The 17,427-nt window shown below is 59.9% G+C and carries 14 protein-coding genes, 2 pseudogenes and 1 riboswitch; of the genes and pseudogenes, 5 read left to right on the top strand and 11 right to left on the bottom strand.

Translation table 11 applies throughout. The annotated features are described in order from the left end of the window. Positions 1-97: 97 nt before the first annotated feature. Together F6X59_RS18650 and F6X59_RS18645 are read left to right on the top strand one after the other, a co-directional pair. The gene (locus F6X59_RS18650; protein ID WP_152957497.1) at positions 98-1,195 is read left to right on the top strand and encodes a sugar diacid recognition domain-containing protein; all 1,098 of its coding nucleotides are present in this window, start codon (positions 98-100) and stop codon (positions 1,193-1,195) included. A gap of 112 nt (positions 1,196-1,307) precedes the next feature. Beyond that, the gene (locus tag F6X59_RS18645; RefSeq protein ID WP_152957496.1) at positions 1,308-2,450 is read left to right on the top strand and encodes a glycerate kinase; all 1,143 of its coding nucleotides are present in this window, start codon (positions 1,308-1,310) and stop codon (positions 2,448-2,450) included. 24 nt (positions 2,451-2,474) lie between these two features. On the opposite strand, the gene F6X59_RS18640 is transcribed toward F6X59_RS18645, so the two are convergent. The 3 genes from F6X59_RS18640 to F6X59_RS18630 all read right to left on the bottom strand — a co-directional run bounded on the left by F6X59_RS18640 (position 2,475) and on the right by F6X59_RS18630 (position 7,991). After that, positions 2,475-3,425 (bottom strand): site-specific integrase, encoded by a 951-nt coding sequence (locus tag F6X59_RS18640; protein ID WP_152957495.1) that lies wholly within the window; start codon positions 3,423-3,425, stop codon positions 2,475-2,477. Positions 3,426-3,539: 114 nt separating this feature from the next. Beyond that, complete coding sequence (locus tag F6X59_RS18635) at positions 3,540-4,535, bottom strand: SCO family protein (protein WP_152957494.1); 996 nt, start codon at positions 4,533-4,535, stop codon at positions 3,540-3,542. Between the two features lie 63 nt (positions 4,536-4,598). Further along, positions 4,599-7,991, bottom strand: a complete 3,393-nt coding sequence (locus F6X59_RS18630; protein WP_152957493.1) for an Ig-like domain-containing protein — start codon at positions 7,989-7,991, stop codon at positions 4,599-4,601. 252 nt (positions 7,992-8,243) lie between these two features. Then, positions 8,244-8,358, top strand: a riboswitch (TPP riboswitch). Between the two features lie 28 nt (positions 8,359-8,386). Between F6X59_RS18630 and F6X59_RS18625 the strand changes: the two genes are divergently transcribed. Together F6X59_RS18625 and tenA are read left to right on the top strand one after the other, a co-directional pair. Then, positions 8,387-9,034: a TenA family protein gene (locus tag F6X59_RS18625; RefSeq protein ID WP_152957492.1), complete on the top strand. Its 648-nt coding sequence runs from the start codon at positions 8,387-8,389 to the stop codon at positions 9,032-9,034. A gap of 2 nt (positions 9,035-9,036) precedes the next feature. Then, on the top strand, positions 9,037-9,696 hold the full coding sequence (tenA, locus tag F6X59_RS18620) for a thiaminase II (protein ID WP_152957491.1): 660 nt from the start codon (positions 9,037-9,039) through the stop codon (positions 9,694-9,696). A gap of 13 nt (positions 9,697-9,709) precedes the next feature. On the opposite strand, the gene F6X59_RS18615 is transcribed toward tenA, so the two are convergent. Next, on the bottom strand, positions 9,710-9,904 hold the full coding sequence (locus F6X59_RS18615) for a hypothetical protein (RefSeq protein WP_152957490.1): 195 nt from the start codon (positions 9,902-9,904) through the stop codon (positions 9,710-9,712). 141 nt (positions 9,905-10,045) lie between these two features. Continuing rightward, positions 10,046-10,266: pseudogene (locus F6X59_RS28720) on the bottom strand (hypothetical protein); the annotation flags it as partial. 325 nt (positions 10,267-10,591) lie between these two features. On the opposite strand from F6X59_RS28720, the pseudogene F6X59_RS18610 reads away from it, so the two are divergent. Then, a pseudogene (locus F6X59_RS18610) lies at positions 10,592-10,918 on the top strand (hypothetical protein); the annotation flags it as partial. A 482-nt stretch (positions 10,919-11,400) separates the two neighbouring features. Here the strand turns inward: F6X59_RS18610 and F6X59_RS18605 are convergent. The 6 genes from F6X59_RS18605 to F6X59_RS18580 all read right to left on the bottom strand — a co-directional run bounded on the left by F6X59_RS18605 (position 11,401) and on the right by F6X59_RS18580 (position 17,311). Continuing rightward, a complete protein-coding gene (locus F6X59_RS18605; RefSeq protein ID WP_152957489.1) occupies positions 11,401-11,859 on the bottom strand; it encodes a hypothetical protein in 459 nt (152 codons plus the stop codon). After that, positions 11,859-12,923, bottom strand: coding sequence for a hypothetical protein (locus F6X59_RS18600; RefSeq protein ID WP_152957488.1), 1,065 nt, complete (start codon positions 12,921-12,923; stop codon positions 11,859-11,861). The genes F6X59_RS18605 and F6X59_RS18600 overlap by 1 nt, the downstream gene beginning before the upstream one ends. A gap of 3 nt (positions 12,924-12,926) precedes the next feature. Next, positions 12,927-13,283, bottom strand: a complete 357-nt coding sequence (locus F6X59_RS18595; RefSeq protein ID WP_152957487.1) for a DUF4150 domain-containing protein — start codon at positions 13,281-13,283, stop codon at positions 12,927-12,929. Between the two features lies 1 nt (position 13,284). Then, on the bottom strand, positions 13,285-14,643 hold the full coding sequence (locus tag F6X59_RS18590) for a DUF2169 domain-containing protein (protein WP_152957486.1): 1,359 nt from the start codon (positions 14,641-14,643) through the stop codon (positions 13,285-13,287). Positions 14,644-14,656: 13 nt separating this feature from the next. Further along, positions 14,657-16,723, bottom strand: coding sequence for a type VI secretion system Vgr family protein (locus F6X59_RS18585; RefSeq protein WP_152957485.1), 2,067 nt, complete (start codon positions 16,721-16,723; stop codon positions 14,657-14,659). A gap of 72 nt (positions 16,724-16,795) precedes the next feature. Beyond that, a complete protein-coding gene (locus F6X59_RS18580; RefSeq protein ID WP_152957484.1) occupies positions 16,796-17,311 on the bottom strand; it encodes an Hcp family type VI secretion system effector in 516 nt (171 codons plus the stop codon). Positions 17,312-17,427: the final 116 nt, after the last annotated feature.

Here is a 17,427-nt window from a genome sequence, read left to right as displayed (position 1 = left end):
CGGGGAGTGCGACGCGCCTGTCTTTGTGCTTTTGCACAGCGTATCGTGCATGGTGCTGTGCCGCCGTACAAAAGCTGACACGATTAAGGACCGCTGAATGTTCGAACTGGACCATGACCTGGCGCAGGATATCGTCGATCGGGCGATGGCCATTCTGCCGTGCAATGTCAACGTCATGGACAGCCAGGGGCTGATCCTCGGCAGTGGCGAGCCCGAGCGCATCAACACCCGCCACGAGGGTGCGCAGCTGGTGTTGGCCAATGGCCGGGTGGTCGAGCTGGACGTCGACGCGGCCAAGTGCCTGAAGGGCGTGCAGCCCGGCGTCAACCTGCCGTTGATGCTCGACGGGCGCCTGATCGGCGTGCTCGGCCTGACCGGCGAGCCGCAGCAACTGCGCACCTACGGCGAACTGGTGCGCATGACCGCCGAAATGCTGCTGGCGCAACGCCATCTGCAGGTCGAGCAGCAGTGGCGGCGACAGCGTTGCGATGACCTGCTGGCGTTGCTGCTCGGTGGCAGTGGTGATTCGCCACGGCTGCTGGATGAGGCGCAGCAGCTGGGCCTGAAACCCCAGTTGCCACGGGTGCCGTGCCTGTTCGAGCTGCAATCCGGGCCACCTGCTGAAACGTTGTCGGCCTGGTTGATGAGCCGCTACCCGGAAAGCTGGTGCGTGAGCCCTTCGCGCGAGTCGCTGCTGTGGTGCCGCCCGGCGGGGCTGGTGCTGGATGAAGCACGCCTGATCGAACGCCTGCAGCGCCATGGCTGGGAGGTCGAACGCCTGGCGTTGGGCAGCGCGGCGCAGAGCCTGGAGCAATTGCGCCGGGGTTACCGACGGGTGCGTGACTTGCTGGCCTATGGCCGCGAGGTGCTGCCGAAACAACAGCTGCTAAGCCTCAGCCGCTACCGCCTGCCAGCCTTGCTCTGGCGCCACCGCAACGAAGACGCGCTGGATGAACTGTTGGAGCCGCTGCAGCGCATTCGCGCCCGCGATGCCAGCGGCCAGTTGCTGATCACGCTGCGCGCCTGGTGCGCGCACGATGGCCAGAGCCAAGCCTGTGCCGATGCCCTGGGGATCCACCGCAACAGCCTGCGCTACCGCCTGGAGCGCATCGCTGAACTGGGCGAGGTAGACCCGTTGCGCCTGGAAGGCATGCTGAGCCTGTACCTGGGGCTGCAACTGCTGCCGGCTGATTGAACGCCGCCAAAGGCATTTGCCCAAACAACGCCGCTGGCCTTTTGTGCATCCGACCGAGGCCGGCGCGCCAGACAACTGTCAGCATGCCCGTCATCAGGACAGGAGAATCCCCATGAAAATCGTCATCGCCCCCGACTCGTTCAAGGACAGCCTCGACGCTGCCGGTGTCGCCCGTGCCATCGCCCTTGGCCTGGGTGAGGCGCTGCCCGCTGCCGAACTGGTCGAATGCCCGATGGCCGATGGTGGCGAAGGCACCATGGAGGCGATTGTCGCGGCCAGCCATGGCGAACTGCGCCGGTTGACCGTGCGCGGGCCGCTGGGGCAAAGCGTGGAAGCCGGCTGGGGCTGGCTGGCAGACAGCCGCACCGCCGTGATCGAGATGGCCCAGGCCAGCGGTATCCAGCTGGTACCCAGCGGCCAGCGTGATGCCTGCCGCAGCAGCACCTGGGGCACCGGTGAGCTGATCGCCGCCGCCCTGGCGGCCGGGGCACAACGCATCGTCCTGGCCATTGGCGGCAGTGCCACCAATGATGGCGGCAGCGGCATGCTGCGCGCCCTGGGCCTGCGCCTGCTGGATGCCAACGGGCAAGCGCTGGAGGAGGGTGGCCTGGCCCTGGCGCGGCTGGCCCGTATCGACGCCAGTGACCTGGACCCCCGCCTGGCCGAGGTGCAGGTTGAAGTGGCGGCCGATGTCGACAACCCGCTGTGCGGTGCCAATGGCGCTTCGGCGATCTTTGGCCCGCAGAAGGGCGCCAACCCCGAGCAGGTGCAGGCACTGGACCAGGCCCTTGGCCATTTTGCCGACCACTGTGCCCAGCTGCTGGGTGAGGACGTGCGCGACTTCCCGGGGTGCGGTGCGGCCGGGGGCATGGGCTTTGCCGCCAAGGCCTTCATGGGTGCGCGCTTCCGCCCTGGGGTGGAAGTGGTCGCGGAGTTGGCCGGGCTGGACACGCTGGTGCAAGGCGCCGACCTGGTGATTACCGGTGAAGGGCGCTTCGACGCCCAGACCCTGCGCGGCAAGACCCCCATGGGAGTGGCCCGGGTGGCCAAGCGCCACGGGGTGCCGGTGGTGGTGCTGGCGGGCACCTTGGGCGAAGGCTACCAACAGCTGTATGCCCATGGCATCGACGCGGCCTTTGCCCTGGCCAGCGGGCCGATGACCCTGGAGCAGGCCTGCGCGAATGCCGCGCAGCTTCTGCACGACCGTGCCGGCGATATCGCTCGTGTCTGGCAATGCGCCAGGCAGCAGCGCTGATAGGTGGCATCGCGCGGTACGCCTTCAAGGAATCAGCGCCTGCCCCTGGCTGGCCGGTAGCACGGCCAGCTCGCCAAAGCGTTGCGCCGCATCGATATAGCGCAATGCCGACTTGGCGTCCTTCCAGCCGACGTAGCTCATCAGGGCCTTCAGCTCCCAACCATTGGCCGTTGCCCAGGTGGCGAAGCCGCGCCGCAGGGAATGGCCAGTGTACAGCGCGGCGGGTACCCCGGCCCGTGCCAGCATGCGCCGCAGCAGGCCGACCAGGCTGTTGCTGTTGAGGGGGGGGTCGCTGAGGTTGCCCCAGCGGTCGAGCTTGCGGAATACCGGGCCGTGGGCGATGCCCGCCACCTCGATCCATTGCAGATAGGCATTGACCGGGCACAGCGTTTTCAGGGCCGGGGTGCGGTGTTGCACGCCCAGTGCTTCGCGGTCGCCCTTGCTGCGTGGCAGGAACAGGGTAATGCCGACGCCGGCTTCGGCCTGGATGTGTTCCACGCGCAACCGTGCCAGTTCATCACCGCGAAAGCCGCGCCAGAAGCCCAGCAACAGCAAGGCAGTGTCACGTCGCGCGCGACGCAAGGCCGGCAGGTCGTGGCATGCGCGGGCCTGGGTGGCTTCTGCTTCGAAACGTTCGACGGCTGCCTGCAGGTGTTGCAGCAACAGCGGGGCGGCTTGCCTGGGCGGCGTCGGGTGCAGGGTGCGGATGCCGCGCAGCACCTGGCGCACCAGCGGCGCCTTGGTCGGGTCGGGGAAGCCTTGGCTGATATGCCACTGGCTGAGTGCTGCCAGGCGTTGGCGCAAGGTGCTGACCGCGTGCTGTTCGGCGTGGTCGGCCAGGTAGCGGGCGATGCTGTCGGCGGTGGCCGGCAGGAAACCGCCCCAATGGGCCTCGAAGTGTTCGATGGCGGCCTGGTAGCTGCGCCGGGTGTTGTCGCGGGTGGCGGCGCGAACGTAGCGCTCGATGTCGGTCATGGTGGTGGTGCCAGCTTCATATTAGCGACACCATAACGCTTATTGGTTTGCCTGTCCGGGCCTCTCGCGGCTGAAGCCGCTCCTACAGGTACCGCATAGTCCTGCAGGGTCGGCTTAAGGTTTTCCCCGATCCGCCAGCGGCGTCTGTATGCGCGTGGTCTCTTCCTGCAGGTAAGTGATCAGCGCGGTGATCTCGGTATCGCCCAGGCGCATGTTAGGCATGGCCAGGCGGTTGTACTGTTCGTAGAGCAGGGTGGCCAGCGGTTCCTTTTCGGCCAGCATCTGGTCCGGCTCTTTCAGCCAGCGTATCAGCCAGTTTGGGTCGCGTTGCTGGGTTACGCCGAGCAGGTCGGGGCCGATGCCGGGTTGGCCGGGTTCGGTGTTACCCACGGCATGGCACGAGGAGCAGCGGGTGCGGAAGATCTGTTCGCCGCTGCTGGGCGGGCGGATCTGCGGTGCGCTGGCGTAGTCGTTGCTCATGGCACTGGCCTGTTTCCAGTTGTGCAGGCTGTTGCCCAGGCGGTCGGCAAGGATGTAAGGGCTTTCGAACGGTGAGGCCTTCATCCAGCGGCCAGTGGCCTGGTTGCCGATGATCAGGCTCAGGTTGTGGTCCTTGGAGCGCCCGTTTTCCAGGCCTTCGATGTACAGGCCCAGGCGCCGGCGCAGCTGTTCGATGTCTTCAGGTTCGCCGGTAAGCAGGGTCCAGCCGGGGCCGATGCCGAACTTTTCGGCATAGCGCTTGAGGGTGGCGGGGGTGTCGTTGTAGGGGTCGATGCTGATGGAGTAGAGGAAGATGTCCTTGCCCACCCGGTCCCCGAGGATCTTCTGCACCTGGCGCAGGCGGGCGGTTTCCACCGGGCAGGAGTCGGAACAGCCGGTAAAGATGAAGTTGATCGCCACCACCTTGTCCTTGATCAGGTCGTCGAAGAACCGCACCTTCTTGCCGTCCTGGGTGACCAGCGGGGTATTGGGGAAGTAGCTGGCGCCCCACGGTGTGGCGGCCTCGGCCGAGGGTGCCGACTGCGCCGATTGCGCTGGCTTGATCGGCCAGTAGTGAGTACCGGCAGCAAACAGGGTGAGGGCAAGCAGAACACGCCATGACAGGGCCATGATGTCATTCCTCCAGGGTTGATGCAGTTGGGGCCGCAAAGCGGCCCCTTTTCAATGGAACAGTCACTTGATGCTGATTGGCGCCGTCACGCTCTGGCCCAGTGCCGACTTCACGGTAATCGTCGCCGGTGTCGCCGGGCCGCTGCCGGTGGTGGTCACCGACAACCGCCAGCGTGCCCCGGTACCTGCCGCCGTCAGCGTGGCCGTGCCCAGGTTCAGCGGGCCGCTGGTGGTGGCTGCGGTCACACTGATGCTGTTGCCGGTGGCCACCGAGGTGGTGCCGGAGATGTCCCAGGTGTAGCGACTGTTGCTGCGTACCTGCACCACGGCGCTGCTGACCTGGATCTGGTCCGCTACCACCGCAGGGCTCACCGCGACACTGACCGTGGCCTGGTTCAGCGAATCGGCACCCTTGGCGTCACGCGCCGTGTAGGCAAAGCTGGCGGTGAACGGGGCGTCGACCGTGGCCGGCGGGGTGTAGGTCACGGTGGTGCCATCGGTGCTGACCGTACCCTTGCCGGAATCAGGCTGGTTGAGGCCCTTGACGGTCAGCGGCAGGTTGCCTTCGGGGTCGGTGTCATTGGCCAGCACGTTGATCACGATCGGCTTGCCGGCCGTGGTCGCGGCGCTGTCGTTCACGGCCACCGGTGGCTTGTTGGCAGTGTCGGTGGTGGTGTTGCTGGCGGTGCGGAAGGTTGGCAGGCCCACCGACGCCATGTATTGCACACCATCCCAACCCGGCAGCGGGGTTGGCATCACCTGGAATTGGCCCGGGTGCTCGATGTCCCAGCGCAGCAGCATCGAATTGTCTTCGTGCTGGGTGTTGTGGCAATGCTCCATGTAGGTCCCGGCGAATTCACGGAAGTGAATGGCCATTTCCACCTCAGACGAGGAGTCGGCATCCGGGCCGATGCGGTAGACGTCCTTGCGTGCCCATTTTTCCCATTCCGGTGGAGCCTTGCCATCACGGCTGAGGATCACGCCTTCCTCGAAGTGAACATGCACCGGGTGGCTCCAGCCGCTGCCGCCGTTCTTGATCTTCCACACCTCCAGGGTGCCGTCGCCACTGAAGCCGGACTGGGTCGCTTCGCTGGCCAGCTGCGCTGCCGCGGAGATGCGCCGTGGGTCCATGCTGTAGCCAAAGCCACCGTCGGTCTTGATGGTCCAGGGGGTGGTGTCGGTGCCGTCGGAGCGGCCGAAGGTGAACTCGCGGTGGCGCGCGGCCTTGATCTTGGCCTGGTCGGCCACGGCGTTGCGATCGATCACCAGCGGGATCATTTTCAGGCCTTCAGCCTTGCCCGGTTTGGCCGGCTCATAGGCGCTCGGGTCCATGCTGACGTCGGTGCCGTTGTAGGGTTGCACGACCAGTTGCATGACCTTGCCGACCACCGGGTCGCCTTTGTCCCATTCAGGCCCGCTGCTGGTCTGCTTGATCACCGCCTTGTACTTCTCGGACAGCACGTCGGCCAGCGAAATGGCCTGTTTCGGGCCCTTGCCGGTTTCATGCTCCATGATGTTGACGATGTACAGCTTGTCGCCAACTTTGATCCCGTTCTTGGCGAAGTTGATGATGATGTCGTAACGCTCGGCGATGCCTTGCAGTGGCAGGATGGCGTTGTTGTCGTCGGTCTTGCCATCGCCGTTGAGGTCCAGGGTGCCGTCGAATGGCACGGCATGTTCCATGATGTTGCCGTCGTTGGCGATCATGTGGAACGGCACGCGGGCGTACGATACGTTGGAGCCGGACGGCCCCTTGAACTCGCCACTGTTGCCAGCGATTTCACGCACCACGGCAAACTTGAAGTAGCGCGACACCGAGCCGTTGAGGATACGGAAGCGGTAGCTACGTGCGCGGACCTTGAGCTTGGGCTGGTACTGCCAGTTGACCAGCACCTGGTCACCGAGGAAGCCGTCGGTGTTGAACGGGTTGAACCACAGCTGGCCGTTCTGATCCCAGGCCTTGTCGGCGATCACCAGGTTGACGTCATAGTCGCGGTTGCCCCACGGCATGGCCGAGCCGCTCGGGAAGCGCAGGTTGACGCCGTCCTGCAGCGCTTCATTACCGCGGTCCAGCGCGCTGTAGTAGTTCATCATCACGGCATTGCCTTTGTAGACGTTCTGCGCCGTGAAATCCATCATGTGGTCGTGGAACCAGTGGGTACTCATGGTTTCGTGCCAGTCGCCACGAATCTTGATGCTGCCGTTCTCGCAGGTTTTCAGCCCTGGGTTGGCGTCGTTGACGAACAGGGTTTCACCCGGCGAGCAGGGGAAGGCGGCGCGCGGGTCTTCGGCACGGGTGTTGATGGTGTCGTAGCCGGCCAACTGGATCGGCCAGCGGTAGTCGTAGTACTGGCCGGGGAAGAAGTAGGCGTTGGCAAAGCCATCGCTCTCGGCCGGCGAGTGACCGTTGTGCTCGTGGGTGGAGATGGTGTGCAGGCCGAAGCCGGCGTTGGCTGCCGGGTCGATCGGCAGGGCGTTGTAGTGGCGCATCAGCACCGGCTGGCCATAGCGGACCATCAGCAGTTTCGGCGGGAAGGTGCCGTCGAAGGTCCACAGCGACTTGTGGTTCTGCAGGGGGAAGTTGGGGTGGAAACGGGTGTCGATGCCCTTGGTGGTGCCGAGGGTGTTCGGGATGTCCGAGGTCTGGTAATACAGCCCGCCCGGTGCGAACTCGCCGACGGCATAGTTGTGCAGCTGCTTGCGGTCACGCAGCCCCTGGTTGATGCGCGCACCGGCCTGCGCGGTCTTGAATGCCGCCTGGGGGTAGAACTCGTTCCAACGCTGGTGCGACCAGCCTTTTCCTGGTGGCCGGCCTTCCGCTGGCGAGCCGACCGAGTTGCGGTTCAGGAACAGCTCGATCTGCGCCTTCCACGGGTTGCGGTCCAGGGTGTTGGCGTACTGGGTCGGGTACGGGTACAGCCCCGGTTGCTTGAGGAAGGCTTCCAGGGCATTGCCGTTGGGGCTGCTGCGGGCGACCACGTTAGGGTCTTGAGCAGGTTCCGCGCCCAGCGTGGGCACCGGGAAGGTCAGCGTCGGTGGTGGCAGGTTGGGGTCGAGTTTTTCCGGTCCGAATTCCTCGAACAGCAGCAATTGCTGGGTGAACGGCTGCGCCCCGAACAACGGGCTCGGCTTGCCGTTGGTAGGGTAGTTGCGTGACGTCTGCAGGGCGGGCGGCAGCACGTTGTCGACGAGGTTGCTGGTGCGATCACCGTATACCCCATTTTGTAGCTCCAGCGATCCTTGGTTGGCCTCGGGCAGGGTGGACAGGTTGAGCAGCGCCGGGGCGGGGTCTGCTGGCTGGTCATCGTAATGCGACGGGTCCGTCGGCGGTGGCTGGCTGACATCATCCATCGAGGAGGCCATGGCTGAGATCAGCCCGAAGCTAAGCATCAGCGCGGTCACGGCGGACAATGTGAAGGCGTGGCTGTTGGGGTGGATCACGGCAGGTGTTTTCATTGCCTGGTGCCTCGCTCGCAGCAAAATGGCTATGGGCCATCAATGGCGTATTGCCGGGTTTTTATGGCCTGAGCAACGGCTGTGCCAACAGGTATTTCGGTAATACTTTGTTAAACAACTCCTTGCGGCGCCTGAGGCGCGCTAAATAACAGGGTGTCAAAGACCGGGTGTAGGCCCCCGAAACTGGGCGGGGTGGGGGCCCAACTCCGGTGGTGGAGTGGGTGACAATTGGTGATTGGCGCTGTATACCTGTTGCCCACCAAGGGGAGCCCGGCAACGGGCTGAGAAACCGCTGGCAGCTGCAGCGCGGTGACCCTTCGAACCTGATCCGGATAATGCCGGCGAAGGGATGGGACTGAACCTGCCTTTTGCCGGCCTCACTGCGAGGCCACACCATGACCGAACGCTTTAGCGAAACCCTGCAACGCCAGAACCAACCGACCTGGTCGGCCGCCGTCGGCCACCGTTTCGTTACCGAACTCTGTGCCGGCAGCGTGGCCGACCCGATCATGGTCCGCTACCTGGTCCAGGACCACCGCTTTCTCGACAGCTTCCTGACCTTGCTCGGTGCCGCCATCGCCAGCGCCGACACCTTTGAGGCCCGCCTGCGCTTCGGCCGCTTCGCCGGGATGATATCCAGCGACGAGAACACCTATTTCCTGCGTGCATTCGAGGCCCTCGATGTCAGCCCGGCGCAGCGCACCGAGCCCGCCGACACTGCACCGACCGCCGGGTTCAAGGCCATCATGCGCGAGGCCGCAGCTACCCGTTCCTACGCCGCCGCACTGGCCGTGCTGAATGTTGCCGAAGGCCTGTACCTGGACTGGGCCCTCAAGGCACCCAAGCCATTGCCGGCCAACTTCGTCTACGCCGAATGGATCACCCTGCACGACAACCCGGCGTTCTGCGATTTCGTGGCCTTCCTCAAGGCCGAACTGGACCGGGTGGGCCCCCAGCAGGCCGCATTGGCCAGTGATTTCTACGCACGTACCGTTGAACTGGAGCTTGCCTTCTTCGACGCCGTCTACAGCGAGGAGGCGTGAGCATGGATATTTTCGAGCGTTTGAAGGCGGCTACTGCCGGGCAGTGGAACAGCTATGTCGATCACGACTTCGTGCGGCAGATGGGCGAGGGCACGCTGTCGGAAGAAGCCTTCCGCACGTACCTGATCCAGGATTACCTGTTCCTCATCCAGTTCGCCCGCGCCTGGGCCCTGGCCGCTTACAAGAGCCGCCTGCCGGCGGATATCCGCGCAGCCCAGGCGGGCCTGGCGGCGATTCTCGACGAGACCGAACTGCACCTGCGCTTGTGCGCGCGGTGGGGGTTGTCGCAGGCCGATATCCAGGCTGCGCCTGAGCACCAGGCGACTGTGGCCTACACCCGTTACGTGCTCGACTGCGGCGCGGCCGGTGACTTGCTTGAACTGCATGTGGCGTTGGCGCCGTGCGTGATTGGGTATGCCGAGATTGGCCGCACGCTGGCGGAGCGCATTGGTGACCTGAGCGGGCACCCTTACCGGGAGTGGATCGGCGAATACGCCGGGGAGGCTTACCAAGGGGTGGCAGCGGCGGCGCGCAAGCACCTTGATGAATTGGCGGCGCGGAGCATGACCGAGCAGCGCTTTGTCGACCTGGCACAGGTCTTTGGCCAGGCATCGCGGCTGGAGGCTGATTTCTGGCAGATGGGGCTGGATGGCGGGGAGTGAGGTCAGCTTGACTTTAATCGGGCTGGTTTGTTGAGGTCTTGTGAATCGCCGTGCACATGAACCGCACGGCGATCCGGTCGCGCTCGGGCAGGGTGCGGAAGTGATCGATCAGGTTGACCTCTTCCTTGTTCAGACGGCGCAGGGAAATGCGATGGTTGAATGTTGCAAAAGCCCGGAGGATGCGGAGCAGAACGGAGTCGATTGCCATGGAATCGCCTTGCTGGGTTGTGGGCGTCGTCCATGAGAATTTCCCTACTTTGTCAGCGGATAAAGGTGAAGTCTAGCGACATGGATCAATGATTGGGTGATTGGGCTGCTGCAGGCAGCACGAACTTTTCTTAGCCGGTGCTCATTTGCGTTTTCGCTTGTTGGTTTGAATGGGGGCTTCCTCGAACGCCTCTGGCGGTGGCGGTGCGGCCTGCACGTTGAAAATGCGGCAGATGACGTACCAGCAGATGGCAACGGAAAGGTTGAAGGGAAGAGGACTGCCCCGAACGGTAGTTGCCAGTTCTTTTTGCCCTGCATTTCACCGGGCTGGCCGATGCGCCAAGGGGCGTAGTGGTTCCAGGCTGACCCTCAATGAACCCAACGGCAAGCCCACCCAATCATATACTTGCCGAATTACGGATCCACATCAAGAATATAAACCCAGGGTGCAGGCGCTTATAATCATAGAGCATCTAGTGATGATTATTGAGCGCCGCAGGCCAAATAAGAACGTGCCTTTAATGGCCGCCCCATAAAGTTTTTCGCCCAGCAGGATCTACTCATGGTTTCCTAAAAATGCATTCGACAAATTGGTTCGTAACTGCTTTGTGTGTGCCGAATCAAGGTAGCTCAATCATGAACTTAAAAGAAGCGTTTCGTCCTACTGCAAACAGATCGCCGCAGACTGATGCGTGAACAGGCCTTGCAAGCCAGCAACGATCACGACGCCTGGCTGGCCACTGCTGAAGGCGACCATATTGATGATACGTACAACCTGGTGACCGCGCTGGCCTGCTATGACCGTGACGAGCTTAGCTCCGCCCGCGGGGTGGAAATGTCCCTGTCCCTGCTGATTCACCCCACGGGCCAGCCCTTGCCTGGTACTGAAGAGCAGGACCTGCGCTTCAAGCGCCTGGAGCGCTGGCTGGACCAGCACGACAGCCCACTGTACTTGGCGCTGGCGCCCTTCAATCCATTCCGCGACAAAGCCGATGCGGTCGGCACCTTGCCCGGTGGTGTGCTGAGAGGTATTTATGATGCCCATTCGCTAAGCCGGGAATTTAAGCAGGGTTCTAAGCGCTTAAAGTTGTCATTGGTGTACTCTAGAGTAAAAACATCATTCAGCTCTACTAGCTCTTGAAAGATATTGAAGAAATCATCTCGGTAGTTGTGGGTCCAGCCTGTTCGGTAGTATTTTTGCAAAAAGGGTCTTATTTCTGGGGTGAAGTGGCTTGGTAAAAGTTCTTTGCCAATTACGCGCCTGAGTTCAGTAATGATTTCTACAGCCGTAGCCCCAGATTTGTATGTTTTCAAGATGTCTTTGCTTTCGATCATCTTTCCGTTTGATGCGGCCCAGTGTATTATAAACACAGCGGGGGGAGTGAGCGGGTCAAGATCTTCCTGCGGAGGAGTTATAGGTGCAAATGAAGTGTGCTCCAATAATTCGGCACCCTTCTCGAGAAATTTCTTCAGTATATCTTCCATGCTTTCACCTTCTTAGGCTGTTAGGAAGCTCCATGGCTCATCTTGATCGAGTTGCTGGTAGATGATTTCTGATTTTAGATCGTGTAGAATCTGTTGTCCATCATGTCTCTCGAGTATTTTGGTTTCAATTTTTTTTACGTCGGCAGGGGATAACTCTTTTCCTGGGTAGTCGAAAAGGTCTATCGCCCAGGTTTTTTCTGTCTCTAGTAGTAGGGGTAATATTTTTACGTATGAGGCTGTATAAATTTCAAGCGGATAGCCGCTGAGAACGGTAATACAGGCCTGCATTACGCTCGAGTCAAATGGGTGTAGAAAAGTTGAAAATATAGTGTCTACGACAATTTGAGGGTTTGTGTCGGGGGCATTGTAAATTAGTTCGTGAAATCTGGTGTCGCTGTCTTTTCCCTTATCTGTGATCACGGCTTTTATTTTTCGGATCCATTCGTCACATTCGTCGGTTTTATTTTTCATTATATATATCCTTTGCATGCTGACCAGGCGATCATCTGGGCTATGGCAGGCGCGTATTTGTCGCCGAATTTTTCTCGAATGTCAGTAATATCCATCATCATTGCTGCTGTATAGCCAGCCTTGCCAGATTTTATAAGCCGCTCTTGCTCGAGTCTATAGCTTTGTGCTGACAGACTGCTGCCCCAGCTTTTCGTTAGCATGTGATCTGCCTTATCCATTTGAATAGTCGGCATATTTGCTGGCTTTATTGTTTTTCCATTGAGTCTCGAGTAGGCTGAGGCCGCCGGCATGTGGTGTGACTCTCTAAGTGGGGTGTAATTTTTCCCACCCTGGCGAATTTTCGAATGTTTTCCTCCTCGGTAGTCATTGCCAGGTACGCCATTTTCAAGTGGTTTGCACTTGTCTGAATTGCGCTTTCGTTTTCCTTGGCCACCAGTGCCTTTTTTCGTCGTGTTTTCCCCAGCACCCTCGATTGCCTCTCGAGTCGTGTGTGATCCAGCTTTTTTGGCGGTTTTTCCGACTAACACACCCGCTTTTGCGGCGTCCCCGATTACTGGTATCGCAGCAAATGTCGCGAGGCCAGCATTCTCAATATCGCCTTCAATGGCATATATTACAGCATTGAAAGCGTCCGGAAATGCGCCTAGTCCAGGTATAAAACCAAGTCCGTCTAATGTCCCATGCACCCACGGACTAGCACTGCTCCACCAACCTTCTTCCTGCTCTGTTTCGGGAACGAGCGGTGTATTCGCTTCGGCCGCAGGCATTTCCTTGCTTGAGGCTTCTCCAACTACACGCCCTATGGTGTTGCCATTGGCTTTTGTTCCCCCAGCTTCTCTGCTTTCATGGTTCTCTGGTGGTGGATAGTCCAGTAGGCCGTATTCTGGAACTTCGGCTCGATAAACTGCGTACTCTTCATAGGTCATGAGGTCGTGATATACAAGCTTTTGACCTTCCCAAAGCTGGACGACTACGCCATCCCCCTGCTGGTAAGTGGCAATGCTTTGGTTGTTGCCGATTGATCGTTGAAACTTACTTATTTCAATATTAAGTGGTTCGCTCATAATTTACGTTCCGTTCATCCAGAATAGATCGTTATGGCGTACCACCAGCTTTCCTTCGGCTCGGACGGTGCTGCTTTTCTCGTGCGGGTAACATTTTCCGCCAACTGTATTGCTTTTAATGCCTTTGGCCGCGCCCGCTTGGTCACCATCTGTCTTGGGTATCAAGCTCTTGTCATAGACAACTATGGGGTGTCCGTTGACGCGCACTGATTTGGCGACACCTGTTGCAGTTTTCAGCTCTGCAGTGACCGGGTAGGGTACGGGTGGCGTGGCTCCGCCCATAGGGGTTTTACAGACATCTGGAGCGATGCTGACGACTATCCATCTGTCTTGTTTACGTGCAAGAACGTTGTCTGCCATTTCAGAACCCCTCCCGAATCCTGTGAGTTGCCGGGGCGCGTCTGATGAGTGGTGAATTTGGGTCAACCTCGAATCGAGCTTCTAAAACGCGAATAGGGTCTGCGGACGGGAGGTTTATCCGATGAGTCAGCGACAACGTCATTGCGTCGGTGTCGATCAAAAGAGTGTCCGTTAGGAGCGGTAGGGGGACCATCGCACCGCTGTGCAACCGAGCGAGCAGAAATGGGCGGTGTCCTGGTAGGTGTACGCACGATTGGCCGTTGTGACTCCAGTCGAGCGGGGTCAGGTTGAACAACTCAATGCGGACATCAGGCCGTATAAAGTTGGTTTGTTGGTCAGCAGGCGCAGCGTTCCAATAGCTGAAATTGAAGTCGGCTGGTAGACCCGGCCAACGATTGTCCTGCCACTCACTGTCGTATGTGCCGGCCAAAGCTAGGCGGGGCGCCCAAGCCCGTCCTACGACGCCGAACCCGGCAGGTCGATAGCCAAGGGCATTGGAAATCTCGGCCATGTGGATGGCGCTGATATCCCCATCTGGCTGAGAAGTCGTCAGCAGCCTATCGATAGGACTTTCAGTCAGCTCAATTTGGGGCGCGGGTAGTTCCTTAAAGGGCAACTCAAGTGAATCGGCTACATCTAAATGACGGCGTTCAATCCAACCTCGTCCTATAGGATTGCTGTAACAGACTTGGTTGAGCAAAAAGGGCTCAGGCGCCTGCTCTGGGTAACAAGGGTTTAAAAAGACACTCGACCCACCAAATGCGTATTCCCATTGTAATGGTACATTTTCGGCCAGCTCGGCTTCGGTCAGATGCCAGCCGCCCAAGAAGCTTTGTCTAAATACCCGTGGCCCTGTGAAGCGCAGTCGTTTGTCTAAAAGTATGTTTCTAGTTGGGGCGTTCGCACGGATTAGATTTGCTTTGGCTTGCGCGTCGCGCCAGGCATAGAGTTGCTGTTGCGTAAGTGGTTCACCTGCTTTCCATGGTTTAGGCTGCTCGACCTTGATCTTCAACGGCGCTGCAGGTTCACTCAGGCGGATGCCGGCTACCCAAGCGCGAGTGGGGGCGCCGTTGGGGGCGTGGGCGTGTCCATTGATGAGGACATCACAGCGAGGCTTGTAAGGGGCTAAGTCGCTTTCCTCTTTTACGCTGCTGCGACCTTCCTCACCGGAGTACTTGTCAGCCAAGCAAAGTGCCACGGGGTCATCATCTATTACGTGGGCGCTTAGGTGTCCGGGCCTTTCAGCGATCGGCTCTAGCCGATAGCCTACCTTCATCACGATCACCGGATGCTCGACATCCTGTTTATCGAGTGCGCTGAAGCACATGACGTCAAATGGCGTCAGGTTGCGTAACTCCATTTGGGTTTTCCCTTCAGTTAATATCGACATCCTTGCCGTTGATTTGCACAGGCCCTGTGGCACTGAAGTCAAAGTTGCTGCCGTTGATCAGCACAGTGCCGTCGGACTTCATCACCAAGGTGGACTTACCCACGGTGATGCTCAGTTCGTCACCCGCAGTGATGCTGAAGCGATTGCCTACCATCACGGACTTATGAATGCCCACCTGCTCGCTCTGGCTCAGCCCAACAGTTGTGTTCATGGCCGCGCCCACACTCACCTGGTAGCCCGCACCTATGGTCAGGGCCTTGGCCAAGCCGATGGTTTCCGCTTTGGCCAGCGTGATGGTCTCGGTCTTGTTGGCCCCGATGGTCACGCTGCGGTTGGCGCCAATGCTGATGGTTTCGTTCTTGCCAACGTCTTCAGTGCGGTGGTCGCCGATGGAGATCGTTTCGTTGTGGTCAACCCGTTCACTGCGGTCGTTGCCGACGAAGGTGGTTTCGTTGTGCTTGACGACGTTGTTCTGGTCCTTCTCGGCGTGAATGAACACTTCCTGCCGGCCCAGCTCATCCTCGAAGCGCAGCTCGTTGAAGCCATCGCCCTTGTGGGTCTGGCTCTTGATGGTCATGCGGGTCTTGTGGTCGGGCAGGTCATACGGCGGCAGCTGATCGCCACAGTAAGTACGCCCGGTGATCATCGGCTGGTCAGGGTCGCCATTGACGTACTGGATGATCACGTCCTGGCCGATGCGCGGGATGGCCATAGATCCCCAGCTGCCTCCGGCCCAGCTTTGAGAGACGCGCACCCAGCAGGAACTGAACTCGTTGTTCTGGCTCTCGCGGTCCCAGGGAAAGCTGACCTTCACCCGGCCCCATTCATCGCAGTAGATTTCCTCGCCGGGCGGGCCGACAACGGTGGCCATGTGCGGCCCGTCAACCTGTGGCTTTTCCAGTGGACCAGGGCGCCACTCAGTCCGGCCGGGTACCAGCACTGCGGTCTGCTCGTATCGGGTGCTTTGATCGACACCAACGGCTTCTTCTTGCAGGCTGGTGAGCTGGCTGCCCTTATGCCTGACCGATTTCACTCGCCAATGGGTGTTGAGATCGTCGCGCGGATGACCTGTCAGGTTGAAGCTGAGGCCCGGTTGCAGGCGTACGTCATCGCCTTGCACTTCCGCCAGCCGCGCATCGTGACGCAGTGCGGTAATACGGTTTTCGGTGAACGGCTTACCCACGGCGTCGCGTTTATAGCGACCTGGGTAATCGAAGTACTCGTACTCTTTGGATTGATGCTCCAGAAAGGGACCGCAGGCCCGGTGTTCCTGGCGGTAGGTAGGGTTGGTGAAGGTGTGGTCGCGCTGAACCTGGCGTGCTGTGCGTACCTGTTCGCTGTAATTCAAGCGACGCAGACAAGGAATTGGTTGGTCGCCACCACTGTTGGATTGGTAGAAAACGGTGTTGGGATCTACCGGCTCATCATCATCGTAGAAACCCTCGTCTTCATCCTCGGTCTTGATGGCCCCATGACTGATCAGCCCGAATGATTGCAGCCGATCGGTGATGATCAGCTTGTGCAGCTTTTCACTGTATGCAAAGCGGTAGACGAAGCCTTCTTCTGCGGCCAGACGAGCAATGAACGCCAGGTCCGTCTCGCCAGCCTGTACGCAGAACTCGCGGACCTGGTGGTCCATGCTGGCACGCACCTCGTACTGGTCGATGCCTTGTCGCCTGAGCATCAGCTCAAGAATCTGCGGTACGGTTTTCTGCTGGAAGATGCGCCAGTTCGAGCGCAGGCCGGCACGGGCCAGCTGTGGTTCGACCAGCGCGTGGTAGTAGGTGCGGCAGAAGCCACTTTCAGCCTGGCTGAAACGGCTGACCAGGCCATGCACGTAACGCACTGGGCGTTCGCCATCCCAGATGGTGAATAGGGCCGGTTTGTCGAGCAGGTGGCCGAAGTTTATGTCGTTCTCGAAGCTGATCAGTGTCAGCTCCAGAGTGAAGGGTGTGCTGATTTCTTCCCTGAGTTCGAACGACACCACTTCAAATTCAACTTGGCTGACTAGGGGTTGGAAGCTGTAACGCAAATCAGATTGGCTAGGCATAAGCAATCCTTCCGCCGTCTGAGGTGACGCAAAGCCCGTGCAGGCATGGCCTGCACGGAGCATTCGCAACTATCAGGCGGCGGGTGCGCGCCAGTCATCCGAGCCAGCGGTACCGGCTACACCGTGTTCCCACATGATTTTCCTGTAGGCCAGTGCAACCTCGATCAGCTGCGTATAGTTCTCGTTCTCCTTGTCTTGAGCGTGGGGCAGGACGGTATTGATGCTGACGATGGTTGCATCCTCAAGCTTTGTCGTGAAGAAGTGCTCTTGTTTGCCCTGAGTCGAGGTGCGGTACCAATTGACTTCGACAGTCGGCAGCGTCTCGCCGGTGGCCAGCGCCTGATACATCAGCGGCGTGGCTTTGTTGAGTGAACTGGTGAACTTGAACGGCTTGTGTACGCGCTGGCCGCTGGGTTGGCCACTTTGTGGATCAGTGGGTGTAGTGACCTCATGATTGATTTCCTGAACAAGGATTTCATCCTCATGGCCTTGCTGGTAAACGTTACCAACGGAGTCGGCGGTGAATGCACCAGCAGTGATGTTGCCCTGAGTTTGACCAATGATCTTGATGTAAGCGGGTGTTGGCATGGCAGTTTCTCCTGCGTCCATGTGGATAAACACGCGCACTGGCGTGGCCATCGGGAACGATGGGCTTGTCAACGAAGCAAACGCTCCGTCAATTCGTTGAATTCAATTGCGTCGGT

It is taken from the genome of Pseudomonas sp. MN1F, from assembly GCF_009391885.1.
Taxonomy (GTDB): domain Bacteria; phylum Pseudomonadota; class Gammaproteobacteria; order Pseudomonadales; family Pseudomonadaceae; genus Aquipseudomonas.
Note: the sequence above shows the minus strand (reverse complement) of the source record. Positions and strands in the feature narration are given on the sequence as shown.

Coding starts and splice junctions, on each gene's coding strand:
- F6X59_RS18650 (WP_152957497.1), top strand. CDS start 98: ATGTTCGAACTGGACCATGACCTGGCGCAGGATATCGTCGATCGGGCG.
- F6X59_RS18645 (WP_152957496.1), top strand. CDS start 1,308: ATGAAAATCGTCATCGCCCCCGACTCGTTCAAGGACAGCCTCGACGCT.
- F6X59_RS18640 (WP_152957495.1), bottom strand. CDS start 3,425: ATGACCGACATCGAGCGCTACGTTCGCGCCGCCACCCGCGACAACACC.
- F6X59_RS18635 (WP_152957494.1), bottom strand. CDS start 4,535: ATGGCCCTGTCATGGCGTGTTCTGCTTGCCCTCACCCTGTTTGCTGCC.
- F6X59_RS18630 (WP_152957493.1), bottom strand. CDS start 7,991: ATGAAAACACCTGCCGTGATCCACCCCAACAGCCACGCCTTCACATTG.
- F6X59_RS18625 (WP_152957492.1), top strand. CDS start 8,387: ATGACCGAACGCTTTAGCGAAACCCTGCAACGCCAGAACCAACCGACC.
- tenA (WP_152957491.1), top strand. CDS start 9,037: ATGGATATTTTCGAGCGTTTGAAGGCGGCTACTGCCGGGCAGTGGAAC.
- F6X59_RS18615 (WP_152957490.1), bottom strand. CDS start 9,904: ATGGCAATCGACTCCGTTCTGCTCCGCATCCTCCGGGCTTTTGCAACA.
- F6X59_RS18605 (WP_152957489.1), bottom strand. CDS start 11,859: ATGAAAAATAAAACCGACGAATGTGACGAATGGATCCGAAAAATAAAA.
- F6X59_RS18600 (WP_152957488.1), bottom strand. CDS start 12,923: ATGAGCGAACCACTTAATATTGAAATAAGTAAGTTTCAACGATCAATC.
- F6X59_RS18595 (WP_152957487.1), bottom strand. CDS start 13,283: ATGGCAGACAACGTTCTTGCACGTAAACAAGACAGATGGATAGTCGTC.
- F6X59_RS18590 (WP_152957486.1), bottom strand. CDS start 14,643: ATGGAGTTACGCAACCTGACGCCATTTGACGTCATGTGCTTCAGCGCA.
- F6X59_RS18585 (WP_152957485.1), bottom strand. CDS start 16,723: ATGCCTAGCCAATCTGATTTGCGTTACAGCTTCCAACCCCTAGTCAGC.
- F6X59_RS18580 (WP_152957484.1), bottom strand. CDS start 17,311: ATGCCAACACCCGCTTACATCAAGATCATTGGTCAAACTCAGGGCAAC.